At 60.2% G+C, this 16,200-nt stretch carries 13 protein-coding genes and 1 pseudogene; 3 read left to right on the top strand and 11 right to left on the bottom strand.

Annotation, left to right across the window (positions count from 1 at the left end; genetic code table 11):
- Window positions 1–3 precede the first annotated feature (3 nt).
- The 10 genes from JDEN_RS04675 to JDEN_RS04630 form a co-directional block, all read right to left on the bottom strand.
- Window positions 4–1,740: a dynamin family protein gene (locus JDEN_RS04675; RefSeq protein WP_015771217.1), complete on the bottom strand. Its 1,737-nt coding sequence runs from the start codon at window positions 1,738–1,740 to the stop codon at window positions 4–6.
- Window positions 1,737–3,689 (bottom strand): dynamin family protein, encoded by a 1,953-nt coding sequence (locus tag JDEN_RS04670; protein WP_015771216.1) that lies wholly within the window; start codon window positions 3,687–3,689, stop codon window positions 1,737–1,739. Before JDEN_RS04670 ends, JDEN_RS04675 begins: the two co-directional genes overlap by 4 nt.
- A gap of 164 nt (window positions 3,690–3,853) precedes the next feature.
- A complete protein-coding gene (gene ettA / locus JDEN_RS04665) occupies window positions 3,854–5,536 on the bottom strand; it encodes an energy-dependent translational throttle protein EttA (RefSeq protein ID WP_015771215.1) in 1,683 nt (560 codons plus the stop codon).
- A gap of 126 nt (window positions 5,537–5,662) precedes the next feature.
- Complete coding sequence (locus JDEN_RS04660; protein WP_015771214.1) at window positions 5,663–6,196, bottom strand: single-stranded DNA-binding protein; 534 nt, start codon at window positions 6,194–6,196, stop codon at window positions 5,663–5,665.
- A gap of 62 nt (window positions 6,197–6,258) precedes the next feature.
- Window positions 6,259–7,815, bottom strand: a complete 1,557-nt coding sequence (locus JDEN_RS12950) for a P-loop NTPase family protein (RefSeq protein WP_015771213.1) — start codon at window positions 7,813–7,815, stop codon at window positions 6,259–6,261.
- A gap of 82 nt (window positions 7,816–7,897) precedes the next feature.
- A complete protein-coding gene (locus tag JDEN_RS04650) occupies window positions 7,898–9,502 on the bottom strand; it encodes a dynamin family protein (RefSeq protein WP_041287826.1) in 1,605 nt (534 codons plus the stop codon).
- Window positions 9,503–9,656: 154 nt separating this feature from the next.
- Window positions 9,657–9,848 (bottom strand): hypothetical protein, encoded by a 192-nt coding sequence (locus JDEN_RS04645; protein WP_015771211.1) that lies wholly within the window; start codon window positions 9,846–9,848, stop codon window positions 9,657–9,659.
- 54 nt (window positions 9,849–9,902) lie between these two features.
- Entirely contained in the window at window positions 9,903–10,292 is a 390-nt protein-coding gene (locus JDEN_RS04640; RefSeq protein ID WP_015771210.1) for a fluoride efflux transporter FluC, read from the bottom strand.
- A complete protein-coding gene (locus tag JDEN_RS04635) occupies window positions 10,289–10,780 on the bottom strand; it encodes a FluC/FEX family fluoride channel (RefSeq protein WP_015771209.1) in 492 nt (163 codons plus the stop codon). Before JDEN_RS04635 ends, JDEN_RS04640 begins: the two co-directional genes overlap by 4 nt.
- A complete protein-coding gene (locus JDEN_RS04630; protein ID WP_041288176.1) occupies window positions 10,777–11,484 on the bottom strand; it encodes a winged helix-turn-helix transcriptional regulator in 708 nt (235 codons plus the stop codon). Before JDEN_RS04630 ends, JDEN_RS04635 begins: the two co-directional genes overlap by 4 nt.
- A gap of 89 nt (window positions 11,485–11,573) precedes the next feature.
- On the opposite strand from JDEN_RS04630, the gene JDEN_RS04625 reads away from it, so the two are divergent.
- Window positions 11,574–12,227, top strand: coding sequence for a maleylpyruvate isomerase family mycothiol-dependent enzyme (locus JDEN_RS04625; RefSeq protein WP_015771207.1), 654 nt, complete (start codon window positions 11,574–11,576; stop codon window positions 12,225–12,227).
- Between the two features lie 598 nt (window positions 12,228–12,825).
- Here JDEN_RS04625 and JDEN_RS04615 read toward each other — a convergent pair.
- Window positions 12,826–13,110 (bottom strand): annotated as a pseudogene (locus JDEN_RS04615) (sigma-70 family RNA polymerase sigma factor); the annotation flags it as partial.
- Between the two features lie 656 nt (window positions 13,111–13,766).
- Here JDEN_RS04615 and JDEN_RS04610 point away from each other — a divergent pair.
- A complete protein-coding gene (locus tag JDEN_RS04610; RefSeq protein WP_015771205.1) occupies window positions 13,767–15,860 on the top strand; it encodes a heavy metal translocating P-type ATPase in 2,094 nt (697 codons plus the stop codon).
- 24 nt (window positions 15,861–15,884) lie between these two features.
- Window positions 15,885–16,196 carry a metal-sensitive transcriptional regulator gene (locus tag JDEN_RS04605; protein ID WP_015771204.1) on the top strand — a complete coding sequence of 104 codons (312 nt, stop codon included), beginning with the start codon at window positions 15,885–15,887 and terminating at the stop codon, window positions 16,194–16,196.
- The last annotated feature ends 4 nt before the right edge of the window (window positions 16,197–16,200 follow it).

Below are 16,200 nucleotides of genomic sequence, written 5' to 3'. Positions count from 1 at the left end.
GATTCACCGGGCTGCGACCAGCGCAGACACCCGGCACCGTTCACGCTGATCCACCCAGAGCTCCACCGGTTCCACCACCCGAACCCGAACCACACCCGACACCCGGGAACGCAACTGACGGTACACGCGCCGCGCTTCACGCTGCGCGTACCACATCGACAACACCCGGCACAGCAACGCAAACATCACCCCACCCAACACCCCTGCAACCGTGACAATCGTAGGAATAGGAAAACCCATCCACGCAGGTGTGTTCGGAACATCAAGGCGCAAGTAGGCGGCAACAGCAAGAAAACTCAACCACCCCAACCCCACGACCATCGCCAGAAGAAAAACTCGGTGCACCCACACTGCCACCCCCCACCACGACGCCGGCTGCACACTGACCACATCACCATCAGACACAGCGGAATCCAACGCCCCCACATACCCACCATCAACCGCGGCACCCACTTGCTCACGCCAACGGACCGGCCCACCTACCGACACATCAAAGACAAAATCAGATATTGCCATTGAAATAGACGCACGCACCCCAGCATCAAGCACACCAAGAGGACGCTGCACCGGGGACACACCTCGGCCGACCCCAGCCATAGATCGCTCACCATCACGGTGACGCACAAACCCCCACGCGGCTAACGGGTCACGTCGCAACGTCGACACCCACGACGTCAGCGGCCAACCTGTGAGCGCATGCGAATGACGTAACGCCGAACGGCGAACAGCATCAGCAATGCGGTCCACCCCCAATGCCCGAGCCAGATCGTCAATCAATTCCTCAACCTGCGCAGCCGAGACCGCCGCCCCACTGCCCTCAGGGTCAGCACTGAGAATCTCCTCACCACACTCGCGAAGTTGACCATTGAGAGTCGCCGCCATCGACGCGCGACGCGAAGCAGCCAAATCAAGCACCGCAGCCACATCACGAACACCCGCCCCCGACACCGCTGAGGTCATCATCACCCGAACACGCGCCGACGTCGTCTGGCGCACCACTCGTTGCACATCAGCAAAACAGGCCTGCGCATCATCCTCAGTGAGCCGGTCCGCATGGTTCAACACCACAATGATGTCCGTCCCGTGGGGTAACGCCTGAAGCCGACGGTGGAACGTTGCATCCGCGTACTTTTGTGGGTCAGTCACCCACACCACCACGTCTGCGCGAGCCATCAACGGGTCCGCAATCGCCCGGTGTTCCTGCGCAAGCGAATCCACGTCAGGAAGATCCACCACAATCAGACCCCGCCGAAACGCACGCTTGCCCAGGACCGTCCCCACCCCCTGCTCCGCTGTCTGCGGCGTTGGACGCCACGGTGGCCACACCACCCTGCGTTGCCCGTCAACTCCCGTGAAGTGGTGTTGTTCGCGCACCCCAAGCCAATCCAACAAATCACCTGCGTCTGCCCGCCCCTCTTCAGTGGCATCCCACACCACTGCCCGGGGGACACTGGTTGTCGGGCGGTGCGCTGACACCGGTGATACGTCATGCTGCGCCAAGGCATTCACCAAAGACGACTTACCAGACCCTGTCGTCCCTGCCACAACGATCACCGTGTGGTCCAAGGACAACTTCACCCGGTGGCGCGCAGCCACAAGCCGCTGCTCACAGCGCGTCAGCAGCTCCGGGTCAAGCCACGAACGCCCCGCATCAACCGCTTCCTGAAGCGCCTCTATCCGAGTTTTCACCTCAAGGTTGGCACGCTTCTTGTGTTTGTTGTCGTAGGTGCGAATACTCATTGGGTACGCTTGCCTCCCCCTCGAAACAGTCGCGACCACCATGATTGTCCTGTAACAGTTAAGTCAGGATCCTCAGGTTTCCCATTCTGCGCAGAGGCAGACACACCAGCGATGACCTCATCACAACCCCGCAGCTTCCCCCGCACGACCGCAGGACTTGTTGATCCCTGAGCAGGTGGAGCTTGCGGCGCAGCAAGAACAGCACGCAAGTCATGCGCACACTGCCTCAACCCAACAGCATGGGCTGGATCAATCGCACGATCCTCCAGCGGACCGCGGAACCGTGAGGCATCCTCATCAAGGAGACGTTCAATACGCGACAAGAGGTCCTTACTTGCCTGACGCGCCAACTCCCGGACCGCATCAACGCCAAACACCGACTCAAGCACGCGTTGCGCGATGATCGCTGTTCCTCCAGCAATCCCCACCTCCGCACCCGTTAGCCCCCCAGTCGAAGCAAACACGACAATAATGAGTGCTGCACCCAGCGTGTTTGTGCCCGCAGCAAAAATCCGTGCCCGCTTCTTCCTCGGGCCCCCTTCAGCCAACAAGAGCTGCGTTACGGTGTCGTGCCAGTCATGAAGCTCGCGCGCAATGTGATGAGGCAGCTGCGAGGAGGCTCGCGCCAACGAGTCATCAGTCACGAGACTGCGCCCAGCCGGGTCATGATGTAACGCAAAAAACGTGCGATGAGCAGCCTGGCCAGCCACATGCAGTGTGACCTGAGTGATCGTGTCCGTCGCGGCTTGAGTAACACGACGTGCTGCTGGCCGCCGCCACAGCGCCACACTCACAGTGTCCCGCAACGCCTGTACCTTGCCATCCAGTGCACGCATCAATGTTCCAGCACCGACAAGGTCTTGCCAGCGTGCAAGCACATCGCCCCGAAGGAGTGCACCATCGCTGACCAACTCTGTGATACGTTCCGTCGCCGCTGCGTAATGCATGTCAATGATCGACCGCAAATGGTGGTGAACGTGACCCTGTGTATCACACACGTTCGCCAGTGTTCCCAACTGCGCAGCAAGATCATGCAACGCCCCATTGTGGGTGCGGGACATCACCGCGTGTCGACTCAGAGCATCAGCACCGATACGGGCAATCATGTGTGACACAGGCGCAATAGCGCTGACACTGACCATTCCATCCCGAATAGGTTCTTCCTCAATGACATGAACAACAGCATCAGCATGGCCATGGGCGTCAAGAAGTCCACGCAGGTCATCGACCACATCAAGACTTTCGCTATCAACCCGGTTCACCACCACGGCAACGCTACGGTCAGTGGCCGCCGCGTCATCAAGTGCATCCCACGGGACCGCATCCGCGTAGCGAGCTGCTGTGGTCACAAACAGCCACATGTCTGCCGCATTCATCAGTTGGGCGGCCAACTCTCGGTTTGTGTCCACAAACGAATCAAGATCAGGCGAATCCAGGAGGGCTATCCCCGAAGGTAACGCCTCATGCGACACCACACGCAACTCACGGTGCAGGTGCTGACCGGGCTCCCCCTCAACTGACCCGGTGGTCTGAGCTGAGTGCCGCGCACGCGGTAGTGAGGGAAGGATGTGGGGGCCCAAGAACCACTCGGTATCTTCTGGGCGACACACAAGAACCGGGTGGCGAGTCGTGGGTCGCAACGCGCTCGCTGAGGTCACCGGCGCGCCAAGCATCGAATTGATCAGGGTCGATTTGCCTGCCCCTGTGGACCCAGCAACCACGAGAAGAAGTGGGGCGTCGTGGCGTTGAAAGCGCGGAATCACATAGTCACGCAGTTGCGCATTGACGCGTGCAAGGATGGTACGCCCTTGGTCAGCGTCAAGAGTGTCAAGAGGGAACGACACCTCGTGCAGCAACGTCTCAATGCGTTCAAGAACGTGCGCTCGGTTGTCCTCTGCGTCGTCGCCCTCGGGGCTGGTTGGGGCTGCGTCGTGGGGGCGCACACTCATGACGCCATTGTGTCCGATTTCACGTAACCTTGCACCTCGCGTGTGGGGAGTGAGACGCCGGGGTGGGAGAAAACACGAGCTTTCTCTCACCCCGACGCAAGGTGTGGTGCACTCGTTGCCTCATTGTCACAACGACGTGCACGACCACGACGTCAGTGGTGGCGTTAGTCGCGGGTCAGACGGCGGTGAGTGACTCGGTGTGGACGGGCAGCATCAGCGCCAAGTCGTTCGACCTTGTTCGCTTCGTAGGACTCAAAGTTCCCCTCAAACCAGTACCACGCGGACGGGTTTTCCTCGGTGCCTTCGTAGGCGAGGATGTGGGTGGCTACTCGGTCAAGGAACCACCGGTCGTGCGAGACAACTACAGCACATCCGGGGAACTCCAGGAGAGCGTTTTCCAATGACCCAAGGGTTTCCACATCAAGGTCGTTGGTGGGTTCGTCGAGCAGAAGCAGGTTGCCGCCCTGTTTCAGGGTGAGTGCCAAGTTCAGGCGGTTGCGTTCCCCACCTGAGAGCACCCCAGCCGGTTTTTGTTGGTCTGCGCCCTTGAAACCAAACGCTGCCACGTAGGCACGAGAGGGCATTTCCACTTGTCCAACTTTGATGTAATCCAGGCCATCAGAGACAACTTCCCACAAAGTTTTCTTCGGGTCGATGCCACCACGTGACTGGTCAACGTAGGAGATCTGGACTGTCTCCCCCACTTTCAGTTCACCACCATCCAGTGGTTCAAGACCAACAATGGTCTTGAATAGCGTTGTTTTTCCCACACCGTTCGGACCGATAACGCCAACGATCCCGTTGCGTGGCAAGGTGAAAGACAACCCATCAATGAGGACACGGTCATCAAAGCCCTTACGCAGGTTATTGGCTTCGATCACCAGGTTCCCCAAGCGTGGGCCTGGTGGGATTTGGATCTCTTCGAAGTCGAGTTTCCGGGTCCGTTCTGCTTCTGCTGCCATCTCTTCATAACGGGCAAGACGGGCTTTGGACTTGGTTTGGCGCCCTTTAGCATTTTGGCGAACCCAGTCGAGTTCGTCAGCGAGGCGCTTGGCCAGCTTGGCGTCCTTCTTACCTTGAACCTCAAGGCGCTCCCGCTTCTTTTCCAAGTACGTGGAGTAGTTCCCTTCGTAGGGGTAAAGCCGCCCACGGTCGACTTCACAAATCCACTCGGCCACGTGATCCAGGAAGTACCGGTCGTGGGTGACCGCAAGGATCGCGCCAGGGTAGGTCGCTAGGTGCTGTTCCAGCCAGAGCACAGATTCTGCGTCAAGGTGGTTAGTAGGCTCGTCAAGCAGGAGGAGATCAGGCTTCTCGAGCAGGAGTTTACACAGCGCCACACGGCGGCGTTCACCACCAGAAAGGACAGTCACATCGGCGTCTGGCGGTGGGCAACGCAGCGCGTCCATTGCCTGTTCCAACTGGTTGTCCAGATCCCACGCATTCGCGTGGTCCAGGGCTTCTTGGAGTTCCCCCATTTCCGCGAGCAGGGTGTCAAAGTCTGCGTCCGGTTCTGCCATGAGCGCGGAAATCTCGTTGAACCGATCAAGCTTGCCCTTGATCTCTGCAACGGATTCTTCAATGTTCCCCAAAACCGTTTTTTCTTCGTTAAGGGGTGGTTCCTGCAGAAGAATACCCACTGTGTAACCAGGTGTGAGTCGTGCTTCCCCGTTGGAGGGTTGCTCAATCCCGGCCATGATCTTCAAAATGGTGGATTTTCCGGCACCGTTGGGGCCAACAACACCAATTTTGGCGCCGGGAAGGAAGTTGAGGGTGACATCATCGAGGATGACTTTGTCGCCGTGCGCTTTTCGCGCCTTGTACATGGAGTAAATGAACTCAGCCACAGGACTCGTTATCCGCCTCGTCAGTTCGTGTTCGGTGTGGGTGTCTCGCGGCGATCTTATCGCACTCCGGTGAGTGGCACACCCGTGCTCAGGGGCGTGCCACTCACTTGTGACCATGTCACACCGTCACACTGCGGTCAGGGCGTCAGTTGAGGCGCTGCGGTCGGTCAGGGATTGTGTCACATCTACCGATGCGGTTGCCGGTTGGCTCTGGTGGGTTCCTGTCGCGGTGGTGGTAGCGTCCTCGCTCGTGTTGCTTGCGTTCATGTTCTGGGTGGTGTCACTGGGCTCACTGGCGCGCATCGGTGTGAACACGCAACGTCCACGTCCCAGGTGTGGTCCGATGGCGTCGGCTTCAATAACCATGGTTTCGCGCTCACCGTCGGGGCTTTCCCACGTGTCATTGGTCAGGTTCCCACAGATCATCACTGGGTCCCCTTTACGCAGTGAGGCAGCAACGTTTTCTGCTAGTGCCCGCCAGGCTTTGACGGTGTACCAGGTTGTTGGTCCGTCAACCCATTCGCCTTTGGAGCGGTGATACCAGCTTTTGCGGTGGGCGACTCGCATACTCATGTAGGCAACTGCGTCATCGGTAGCAGGAAAAAGTCGTGGGGTTGAACCGATCCACCCGGTCAGGGTGATCCGTGCATCATGGGTCATTGTGTACTCCTTGGCTGGGACACCCTGGTGGTGTCCGTTGCCTTCACAATGCCTGGTGAATGTTAGGTGGTGCGTCGGGGAAGCTCACCTTGTGGATGAGCATCCCTATGCGCGGCCTTGGGGATATCTGTGCGGGTTGCTTTTTCCACAGTTCGGGTGGTTCGCCGGATCGTGTGGTGGACATCTAACACCGGTTGAACAGGCACGAACAACACCTCTGTGATGGCAACCCCGATGGCCCGCCGGGCGTCTTCGTCAAATGCTTGGGCACGTTCGGTTGCTTCGTAGCGGATCTTCTTTTTCAATGAGCGCCACCCGTAATATCCCCCGGCACTGATGACCACACCCAGTGCCATGAGCGTGACTCCCAGAGCAACAGGGGAGAACACCGTGAACAAGATCCCAGCAATCGCAACCAATGCCCCTGCTGCCATGGCAGCAATGGTTGCGGTGCGCATTGTGCGGGCACCTGATACCGGCCCCCAAGGGATGGTGACCGATGCGCAGGAGGCGACCAGCGCATCGTGAAGTTGCTGGGCAGTACCTGCTGCTTCTCGGGCTGCTGTGTCGAACCCGCCACGCAGCGGTTCGGTGACACGTTCAATCCAGGAGTGACGAAGGTTGTCGACTGCCGACTGGTGGGGCGCACCGAAGGTCGGCGGAGTTCCGGTCGCACGATCTGCGAGCGTGGCGGATTCAATTGTGTCTTTGACAGTGTCGACACCTGCTGCCACAGCGAACCGGTCAATTTCTTGCGAGGTGGTTAAGGAGAGGTCTTCAATGGCGCCTGACGGCGTTGCTGACCGCATGAGACGTGCGATACGCCCGAGTTCTTCGTCGAGGCGGCGCGCTGCCATGGATTGGGCGGCAACGGCACGTTGAATATCGTCGCGAAGGTCTTCGACCCCGTCGCCGGTGCGCGCAGAGATCGTCCTGATGACCACGTCACCGACACCGTCGTCGTGCAGGAGGCGTCCAAGGTCGGTGGTGATGGTGAGTTGTTCGTCAGCGGTGAGTTTGTCGGCCTGGTTGAGGACAACCAGCATGGAAGTTTCTTGTCCCACGAGTTGGCGCAGGTACCCCGCGTGCAGTGCCGCGTCCGCATATTTTTGGGGGTCAACAATCCAGATCAGGAGGTCCACCAATGGGAGCACTTTGTCCACGATGAGCCGGTGGTGTTCGGCGACAGAGTCGTGGTCAGGGAGGTCAAGGAGGATGAGCCCATCAAACTCGCGTTGCTCATCGCCATCAAGTGCGGTGTCCCGGAAGATGCGTCGGTCGTGGTCGACTTCAAGCCAGTCGAGAAGCGCAGTGGCGGTGGAGTTCCACGAGCACGACGCGAGTCGCGCAGTGGTGGGTCTGCGCACACCAACATCAGCGAACTCGAGACCAGAGATCGCGTTGAAGGTCGAGGATTTCCCGGATCCAGTTCCCCCAGCGAGCGCAACAATGGTGTGGTGGACCCCAAGGGCGAGTCGTTCGTCCACGGCACGTAACGATTGGCTGACTTGTTTTTGCAGCTCGATGGGCAGGTACTCTTTCCCGGCTTCCCGGGCTTCGGTGAGCGCGTTGACGGCTGCAACATAATCCATCGTGGGTTGCGCTGTGTGGTCGGTCATTGTTCCCTCCTGCGGTGTGGGGGACAAACGTGTCGTCTCGTCAGTGTAGTGCGATTACCTGGGGTGCGTGTGCCGGGTATGGTCATCCTCGCAGTTGGGCGAGTTCTGCGGCTCGAAGGTGGAGGCGAGTTGCAGTGTCTTCGTCAAGGCCGAGTGCGTCCAAGGTGTGGGTCACGTAGGTGTACTCGTCGAGGATGAGCTTGTCGAGGGTGTCTGCGAGACGTACAGCGGTGATCTCAGCCAATGGGGCTGCTTCAAATCCGATGAGACGCTCAAGTAATTCCCCTGCTTGAGGCACTCCCAACGCTGCGTACAAGGTGATGGTGACAAGCCCATCTCTTGTCACGGCCCGTTCGGAGGCAAGACTTTGCTTGGAGTGGTCAGCGAGGATCGGGGCGAGGTCGTCACCAATGCGGGCAACCCAGGTATCAACTGCGGTCGCGATGTGACCGGTGCGCACGGGGTGGTGAGCCACATCGATGATGGTTGCTGCATCGTCATCGTGGGCGAGTTGCGCCAGAGCACGCCGTGCGGTGACGATCGTGTCGCTAGCCAATTCATGAGCTGCGGTGATTGCTGTGTCTTTCAACTGTCGCAGCGCTTCAGGTGGGGTGGGGTTACTGCGCAGCACGCGGGCGTACCCAGACCGGTTGATGAGTTTGTCGAACCGGGCTGCCGCTGCAGTCTGCCCCCATGCTGCGGTCAACCGTCCACGCGCATATTGGCCGGTAGCAGCGTGTTTTCGAGCCGATTCAACCACGTCAACAAGTGCGTCACGGGCAGATTCATTGAGAGCGGCGTGACTTGCTGCCTGATCCTCCACCGCTGTGGCCAACGTATTCAGCCGTGGGGGCAGTGCATCAAGTGCCCCACGCAGGGTGCGCACAATGACGGTGCGCGCATGATCTGCACCAGCCAGGGTCGCTAACCATCCGGTGACTTCTTTCACGTCGCTGGCAGGGAGGGGCCCGGTGTGTGGTGAATGATCCTTCATCATGAAGATCGGGGTGGCGTCCATCTTGTGGTCAGCCAAACGCGCGGCGACATCCTGGTAGATCTCCGTGGTGGTGTCCTCGGGCACACGGTTGACAATGAGCGCCACAGAGGTCCCCCGCTCCGCAGCACTCGTCAGGGTTTTCCACGGCAGCGCATCACCGTAGCGTTGCGCGGTGGTGACAAAAAGCCACAGGTCCGCAGATTCAAGGAGCCTGATCGCTTGGGTGCGGTTGTCGTCACGAACCGAGTCCAGGTCAGGCGCATCAAGGATCGCAAGCCCACGCGGGACATCCTCACTGAACGTCACCTCCGCCTCCGTCAGGAGCGCTGAGCCAACCATAAGACGTTCATCGTCCGGGTGAAGCACCAACACAGGGGTCGTGGTTGTCGGCCTGATCACCGATGCGCGGGTCACGTCCCGCCCCACCAGCGAGTTCACTAAAGTGGATTTCCCCGCACCCGTTGACCCAGCAACCACAATCACCGCGGGCCGCGACAATTGTGCAAGCCGCGGTAACAGGTGGTCATCAAGTTGCGCAAGAAGAAGAGCTTGCTGGTGGCGTGCATCGGCAGCAGTTGAGGTGTCCAAGGGGAACGTCAATGCGGCCACGTCGCGTCGGACGTCGGCAACAATGTCATATACCGTGGAATCCACGGTGGAGCGAGAGCTACGAGTACTGCGAGTCACCATGCTGGTCGCCGTCACCATTTTTCGTCAGTGGGGTTGGGGAGGAAGCCCCCTTGGCCCCCACCATAAAGCACCCGGAGACCATTGGCAGTGGTGACAGGCTGTGACAAGGCAAGGTTTTGCGTTTCACCCGGCTATCACGCCCTGCAGGCGCCACTCACTGATCAGTCGTGGTGGCATCCGAGTCGGTGTCGTTGTCCTCATCGCGAGCAAGAATGTGCGCGGCCGTGGAATAGCCCTTTGCCGGTTGATCGTCGGGTTGCTCCACCCACGCATCCTGCCCAGGCATGTGGTGCTCACCATGGTCGTTGTGCTGCTCGCTGTCACGGGTCTTGTGGTGTCCAGTCATGATCGCTCCTTTGCGTCACAGGGTGCAACGTTGTGCCGGTATCTTACCTGGTGATCATGACCCCGCGAGCATCCAACCACAAACACCCGCCGTCAATGCCAACACCAGCATGCCAACCGCGTAGCCGCCAGCGCAGATCCATGCGCGCGGGTGGTCTTTATTCGCCAACACCACTACATCGACACTTGCCGTGGAAAAGGTGGTAAACCCACCAAGCAACCCCACCCCAACGCCGACCACCACCGCGTGAGGTAAGTCAGTGTGGGCACCGGCACCGGTCAGCACACCCAGCAGGAACGACCCCACAACGTTGACTACGCCCGTCCCCACGGGAACCGGCACCTGGGGCCATCGTGCAGCCACAAAGGAGGTCACTCGCGCATCGGTCATGAAACGCATGGCGGCACCAATCGCGCCACCACAGGCCACCAACAGCACACTCACAGCGCCTCCTTGCCGTCGCTATCCATGGCATTGTCGCTGGGGCGAGCATTGCCAGGTAACGCAAACCACGCCGACTGCCCCAATACCCAACCCACACCGCCAGCAACAACGCCGGCGATGACGCTGCCGGCCGCCAACACCACAGCTGTGAGGTAGCGCGCATCGACCAGCTGATGCGTGATGTCGATGACAAACGTTGAATACGTAGTGAAACCACCCAGCATCCCCGTGCCGAGGGTCACGCGAAGGTACCGACGCCACCCGTGATCAGTGCCCGCAAGCACAAGAAATCCTAAGAGAGCACCAAGAAGCAATGATCCCCCGACGTTGATCGCAACCGTGGTCCACGGGAACGCACCCACACTGGTTGGGAAAACCTCACCCAGCCCATAGCGCAGACTTGCCCCAACACCTCCCCCCACCGCAACAGCAGCCACCACACGGGGCTGCGAGGCCAGTGGGCGCTCGCGAGTCGACGGACCAGTCATGCCGGGTTCGGCTTGGCAGTTGGCGCAAGCGCAGTCAGCCGTGTGGCCTCAATAAGTGCGTCAACTGCCGATGCGTCCCCCTCGATAGCCAGCGGCGACACCTGGTCTAGTGGAAACGCGCCGACGATCCGAGCCTTCCAGTTCGTTGCTGTTGCCGACACGATAGCGTCCGCCGGGCCAGGGTCCGGGGTTTTGACAATCGTTGTTTCGTGCGGCCCAACAGTGGCCGTGTAGGTGACAGGGTCAGCATCCTCGAGGCGCGCATCGGTCAGCATGAGACGAACAGTGACCGGGGAGGGCTGTGAGTCAAGGCCGCGGGCGTGGGCCCGCATAGCCAACACAAGCGCATCTGGGCTCATATCCGCGTCCATGGGGAACTCGGGGGAAGAAACCGCCCACAGCGACAAGGCAGCGTTCACTGCTTCGAGTTGCTTACCCCAGTTGGTGAGTTCATAGACGTCAACACGCGCCGGAGCTGGCAACGACCGGCGCACCACAATGGAGCGGTCCTCGAGGTCACGAAGACGTTGCGACAAAATGGCGGGGCTGATTCCCATGAGGTCACGCTGCAATTCCGCAAAGCGTTTGGGGCCAAGGATCAGTTCGCGCACCACGATGAGGGTCCACCTATCCCCAATGAGATCTAGGGCGTGCGCGGCCGCGCACCCATCGTTATAGGAGGCATATGTGCGTCGCGAACTCATAAAGTCATCGTAATCCACTGTGCACACAGCCACGACGTGAACTACATTAAATGTATTAGATACTATGAAATTCAAAGCGAGGAGTTGTTGTGTCACCCGCCACCACAAACCACTACTGGACCCTCATCCACACCGAACGTGCCCGGCTCCTCACCATGCTCGACACCCTCACCACTGAGCAATGGCACTCCCCCACCTTGTGTGATTCATGGACAGTCGAACACGTCACCGCTCACCTCACCGCAGCAGCACGCACCGGAACGTGGACCTGGATGCGCAGCATCGTCGCCGCACGATTCAACACCGACCGACACAACGCCCGCCGCCTCACCCCATACCTAGGCCCAACCCCACACGACACTCTGGAGGCGTACCGGGCGTCATTATCCGCCACTATCGCCCCCACCAAAGACTACGCAGCATGGTTAGGAGAGGTCATTGTCCACGGACAAGACATGGCACGCTGCCTGGACATCTCCCTCACACCCGACACAGAAGCCGTCAGGGAAGTCGCCCAGTTCTACATTCGCAAAGACTTCGCCGTGAACAGTCACACGCTCGCCAAAGGCCTCAGCTTCCAGGCAACAGACACGACGTTCGCCAGTGGTGAAGGCCCCACCATCCACGGCCCGCTCCTTGACATTGTCATGACACTGGCAGGCCGACCCGTGCCCCCTGGCGTCCTTGACGGCGACGGAATTGCGATCCTCAACGAACGCGTATCACTTGGCCAGAACCCATAATCTCTTCCGGAAACGACAATCGGCGGTCACCACGCATGGTTCCCGCCGATCTCAACATCACACATCGATGCGCCTCTGACCTGCAGAGACATTAGGGCCCTGCGTAGACAGTTCTCAAACCCCACCCCGAAGCTGAAATTCTTGATATCTCGCTGGAAACGAGGGGTGTACCGGGTATCTCTGCGGGTCGATAGCACCTCGATTCAGGACCTGCGAGGGCCTTGCGTGAGGAGGATTGGGAAACCTCAAACCTTTCTCACCCCCTCCGAAGTAGACCGCTTGATCGACGATTACCTCACTGGTCTCAGCGTCGGGTACCTGGCTCAGAAATATGGTGTGCACCGCGCAACTGTCTCGAAGCATCTCACCCGAAACAATGTTGTGCGCGGTCAGCACGGCCTCACCATCGAGGAAGCCGCAGAGGCAGTGAGGCTGCACGGCGGTGGCGTCTCGATGCGCGCGATTGCCCGCACGCTGGGCGTCGACCGCAAACAGGTACGCGTTACCCTCGTCGCCGCCGGTTCGCCCGCCTTGAAACAGAGCTTAAACACCCCGCTTGAACAGTCGTCTGATAGGGGCGCGCAGCCACCGCGGAGGCCTACTCGAGATAATCGCGAAGCTGGTCTGACCTCGACGGATGGCGCAGCTTCGCCATGGTTTTGGACTCAATTTGACGAATCCGCTCTCTCGTCAAACCAAAATTTCCCCAATTTGCTCGAGTGTTTGGGGTTCAATCCCCCAAGCCAAAGCGCAGTTGAATGATGCCGGCCTCACGCTCAGTCAGTAAATCAAAGAGGTGCACAAGTATCTGCTGCAGCATTTTCGACATCACAATATCTTCTGGTTCCACCGCCTCGGTATCTTCAATGAGGTCGCCGAATGAAACTTCCTGGATGTGCCCTGTTTCAAGGAGCCATGCTTTTCTGTCAATGCTCACCGGTGCCTTAACCAGCTGAAAGAGAGTATCCAAGTCACGTTCAGTCATCTGCAGCTGATTCGCTACCAGTGCGAGCGCAGTTTTCTCGTCGGCATACCCCTCTGCATCCTTCTTGAGGCTTGGGACTGCTGCACGGATAGGTGACAGTTCTAGTCACGCCGCCAGTGCGACGGCACTCGATCTCCTCTGCAACCCGTCAGACTTTGACCGAACCTTTTGCGACCGGCGCACGGCAAAGTAGCGCTTGGTACTTCTCAACAGCTTCTGCCATTCGCTCTACAAGTCTGGGTCGGAAGACGAACTGCTTGAAGGTCGGTGAGTAAAGGCAGTAGCGCGACGATCTGCGGAGCGCTGTCGATGTGATCCGACTCTGACGCAAGACGCTCGGCACCATCAAGACGAACCTGTCTTGGGCGTTCGCCTATAACGTGGCAGCGATTCCGGTCGCAGCGTTCGGTATGCTCAACCCAAGGCTCGCCGGCGATGGCGTTCTCGAGCGTCTTCTTCGTTGGCAACAGCCTGCGTCTGCGCGACTTCACGTCCATCACCAAGCAGGCTGCCACGCACACCGGGCCCGGTCGCCCAGCCGAGAGGAGACACCCATGACGAAGCCACACGCGGGCCACGGACACGACCACGGGCCTTACAGTGGCCATGAGCACCACGAGCGTACTGGGCACGAGGATCACGTTGGTCACGACGGCCACGACGGCCACGACGGCCATGTGGCACAGTTTCGGCGCCTGTTCTGGGTGAATCTCGTGCTCGCGGTGCCAGTCGTCGCGTTCTCGCCAATGTTTGCCATGATCCTCGGCTATTCAGTACCAGGCTGGGCCACCTGGCTCGCACCTGTTATCGGCACAGTGATGTATGTCTGGGGCGGCTCCCCATTCTTGACGGGCACGGTGAGCGAAATCAAGGCCCGCAAACCGGGCATGATGCTGCTGATCGCCCTGGGCATCACCGTGGCCTTCCTCGCATCGTGGGGCGCAACACTCGGGCTGTTGCATCACGAGCTCGAATTCTGGTGGGAACTCGCGCTGCTGGTGGTCATTATGCTGCTCGGGCACTGGATCGAGATGCGTTCGCTCGCCCAGACCACTTCTGCGCTCGACTCTCTCGCGGCGCTTTTGCCCGACGAAGCCGAGCGGGTCGAGGGTGAAACGGCCGTCACGGTGAGCCCGGCGGAGTTGCGCGTTGATGATCTCGTGATCGTGCGCCCGGGCGGCAGCGTGCCGGCCGACGGCATGATTGTTGACGGACGTGCGGCCATGGATGAATCGATGATCACCGGCGAATCGCTCCCCGCGACCCGCAGCGAGGGTGATGCGGTGACCGCCGGCACGGTCGCGACCGATTCGGGGCTGCGGGTCAGAGTCACCGCCATCGGAGACGACACGACACTTGCCGGCATCAACCGACTCGTCGCCGACGCACAAAACTCGTCGTCTCGGGCGCAGCGCATCGCCGACCGGGCTGCAGGGTGGCTGTTCTGGTTCGCCCTCGCCGCAGCGGTCATCACCGCGATCGTTTGGATGCTCGTGGGCGACCCAGATGCGGCCGTGATGCGCACCATTACCGTGCTAGTGATCGCCTGCCCGCACGCGCTCGGCTTGGCGATTCCGCTCGTGGTTTCCATCGCCACCGAGCGCGCGGCTCGCAGCGGGGTGCTCGTGAAAGATCGTTTCGCGCTCGAGACGATGCGCCAAGTCGACGCGGTGCTCTTCGACAAGACGGGCACACTCACCAAGGGCGAACCGGTTGTCACCCGTGTCGTGCCAGTCGGCGATGTTGACGAGCACGCCCTGCTGGCCCTGGCTGCCGCGGCCGAGGCCGACAGCGAGCACCCCCTCGCCAAAGCGATCGTCGCCGCGGCGAGCGACCGAGGCCTCAGCCTTGCACCCGCCACCGGGTTCTCTTCTTCACCGGCGGTTGGCGTCACCGCCACCGTGGCCGGCCACGAGATTCGGGTCGGTGGGCCCCGGCTTCTGGAAGAAACCGGGCAGCCCGAGATCGGTGCAGCCGATGCCTGGCGGGCCGAAGGTGCCATCATTCTGCATGTCGTTCGTGACGGAATCATGATCGGCGGGCTGAAGCTCGCCGATGAGATTCGCCCGGAGTCGCGCGATGCCCTCGCCGCACTGCATCGGCTCGGTGTTGTGGTCGTGATGATCACCGGTGACGCTGCAGCCGTCGCGGGGGAGGTTGCTCGCGAACTCGGTATCGACCGTGTGTTCGCGGGCGTGCGCCCCGAAGATAAGGCCGCGAAGGTGGCCGAGTTGCAGCACGAAGGCACGGCTGTCGCGATGGTCGGCGACGGTGTCAACGATGCCCCCGCCCTCGCGCAAGCCGATGTTGGTATCGCTATCGGGGCGGGCACCGATGTGGCGATCGCGTCGGCAGGGGTGATCCTCGCCAGCTCTGACCCGCGTTCGGTGCTCTCAGTGATCGAACTCTCACGTGCTGCCTACCGCAAGATGAAACAGAACCTGTGGTGGGCGGCGGGGTACAACTTGATTTCGGTGCCGCTTGCCGCCGGTGTGCTCGCTCGCGTCGGGTTCGTGCTGCCGATGTCAGTCGGAGCGATTCTGATGTCGCTGTCGACGATCGTCGTGGCGCTGAATGCCCAGCTCTTGCGTCGCGTCGATCTCAGCCCAGAAGCCAGCACTCGCGCCGTGCTCGAACGCACGAACTGACCTCACGCAGCCCAGGATCAGCACATGTCATCAACCACTGAATCGCACGCGTCGCACCACGGGTATATCGACGATAAGAAGCGCTACCTGCAGCGCATGAAACGAATCGAAGGTTTGGCCCGGGGCATCGCGAACATGATCGACGAAGAGCAGTACTGTATCCACATTCTGACCCATGTCAGTGCGCTCACCCGCTCGCTGCAGGGGGTGGCGACGGGGCTGCTCGATGATCACCTGAAGCACTGTGTGCTCGATGCCGCCAAGCTTAGCGACGAGGCCGCCCACGAGAAAATTCAGGAGTCCACTGCCGCGGTCAACCGGCTGATCCGATCGTGACTGT

Source organism: Jonesia denitrificans DSM 20603, assembly GCF_000024065.1.
In the GTDB taxonomy this organism is placed as follows: domain Bacteria; phylum Actinomycetota; class Actinomycetes; order Actinomycetales; family Cellulomonadaceae; genus Jonesia; species Jonesia denitrificans.
Note: the sequence above shows the minus strand (reverse complement) of the source record. Positions and strands in the feature narration are given on the sequence as shown.

Coding starts and splice junctions, on each gene's coding strand:
- JDEN_RS04675 (WP_015771217.1), bottom strand. CDS start 1,740: ATGAGTATTCGCACCTACGACAACAAACACAAGAAGCGTGCCAACCTT.
- JDEN_RS04670 (WP_015771216.1), bottom strand. CDS start 3,689: ATGAGTGTGCGCCCCCACGACGCAGCCCCAACCAGCCCCGAGGGCGAC.
- JDEN_RS04660 (WP_015771214.1), bottom strand. CDS start 6,196: ATGACCCATGATGCACGGATCACCCTGACCGGGTGGATCGGTTCAACC.
- JDEN_RS12950 (WP_015771213.1), bottom strand. CDS start 7,815: ATGACCGACCACACAGCGCAACCCACGATGGATTATGTTGCAGCCGTC.
- JDEN_RS04650 (WP_041287826.1), bottom strand. CDS start 9,502: ATGGTGACTCGCAGTACTCGTAGCTCTCGCTCCACCGTGGATTCCACG.
- JDEN_RS04645 (WP_015771211.1), bottom strand. CDS start 9,848: ATGACTGGACACCACAAGACCCGTGACAGCGAGCAGCACAACGACCAT.
- JDEN_RS04635 (WP_015771209.1), bottom strand. CDS start 10,780: ATGACTGGTCCGTCGACTCGCGAGCGCCCACTGGCCTCGCAGCCCCGT.
- JDEN_RS04630 (WP_041288176.1), bottom strand. CDS start 11,484: ATGAGTTCGCGACGCACATATGCCTCCTATAACGATGGGTGCGCGGCC.
- JDEN_RS04610 (WP_015771205.1), top strand. CDS start 13,767: ATGACGAAGCCACACGCGGGCCACGGACACGACCACGGGCCTTACAGT.
- JDEN_RS04605 (WP_015771204.1), top strand. CDS start 15,885: ATGTCATCAACCACTGAATCGCACGCGTCGCACCACGGGTATATCGAC.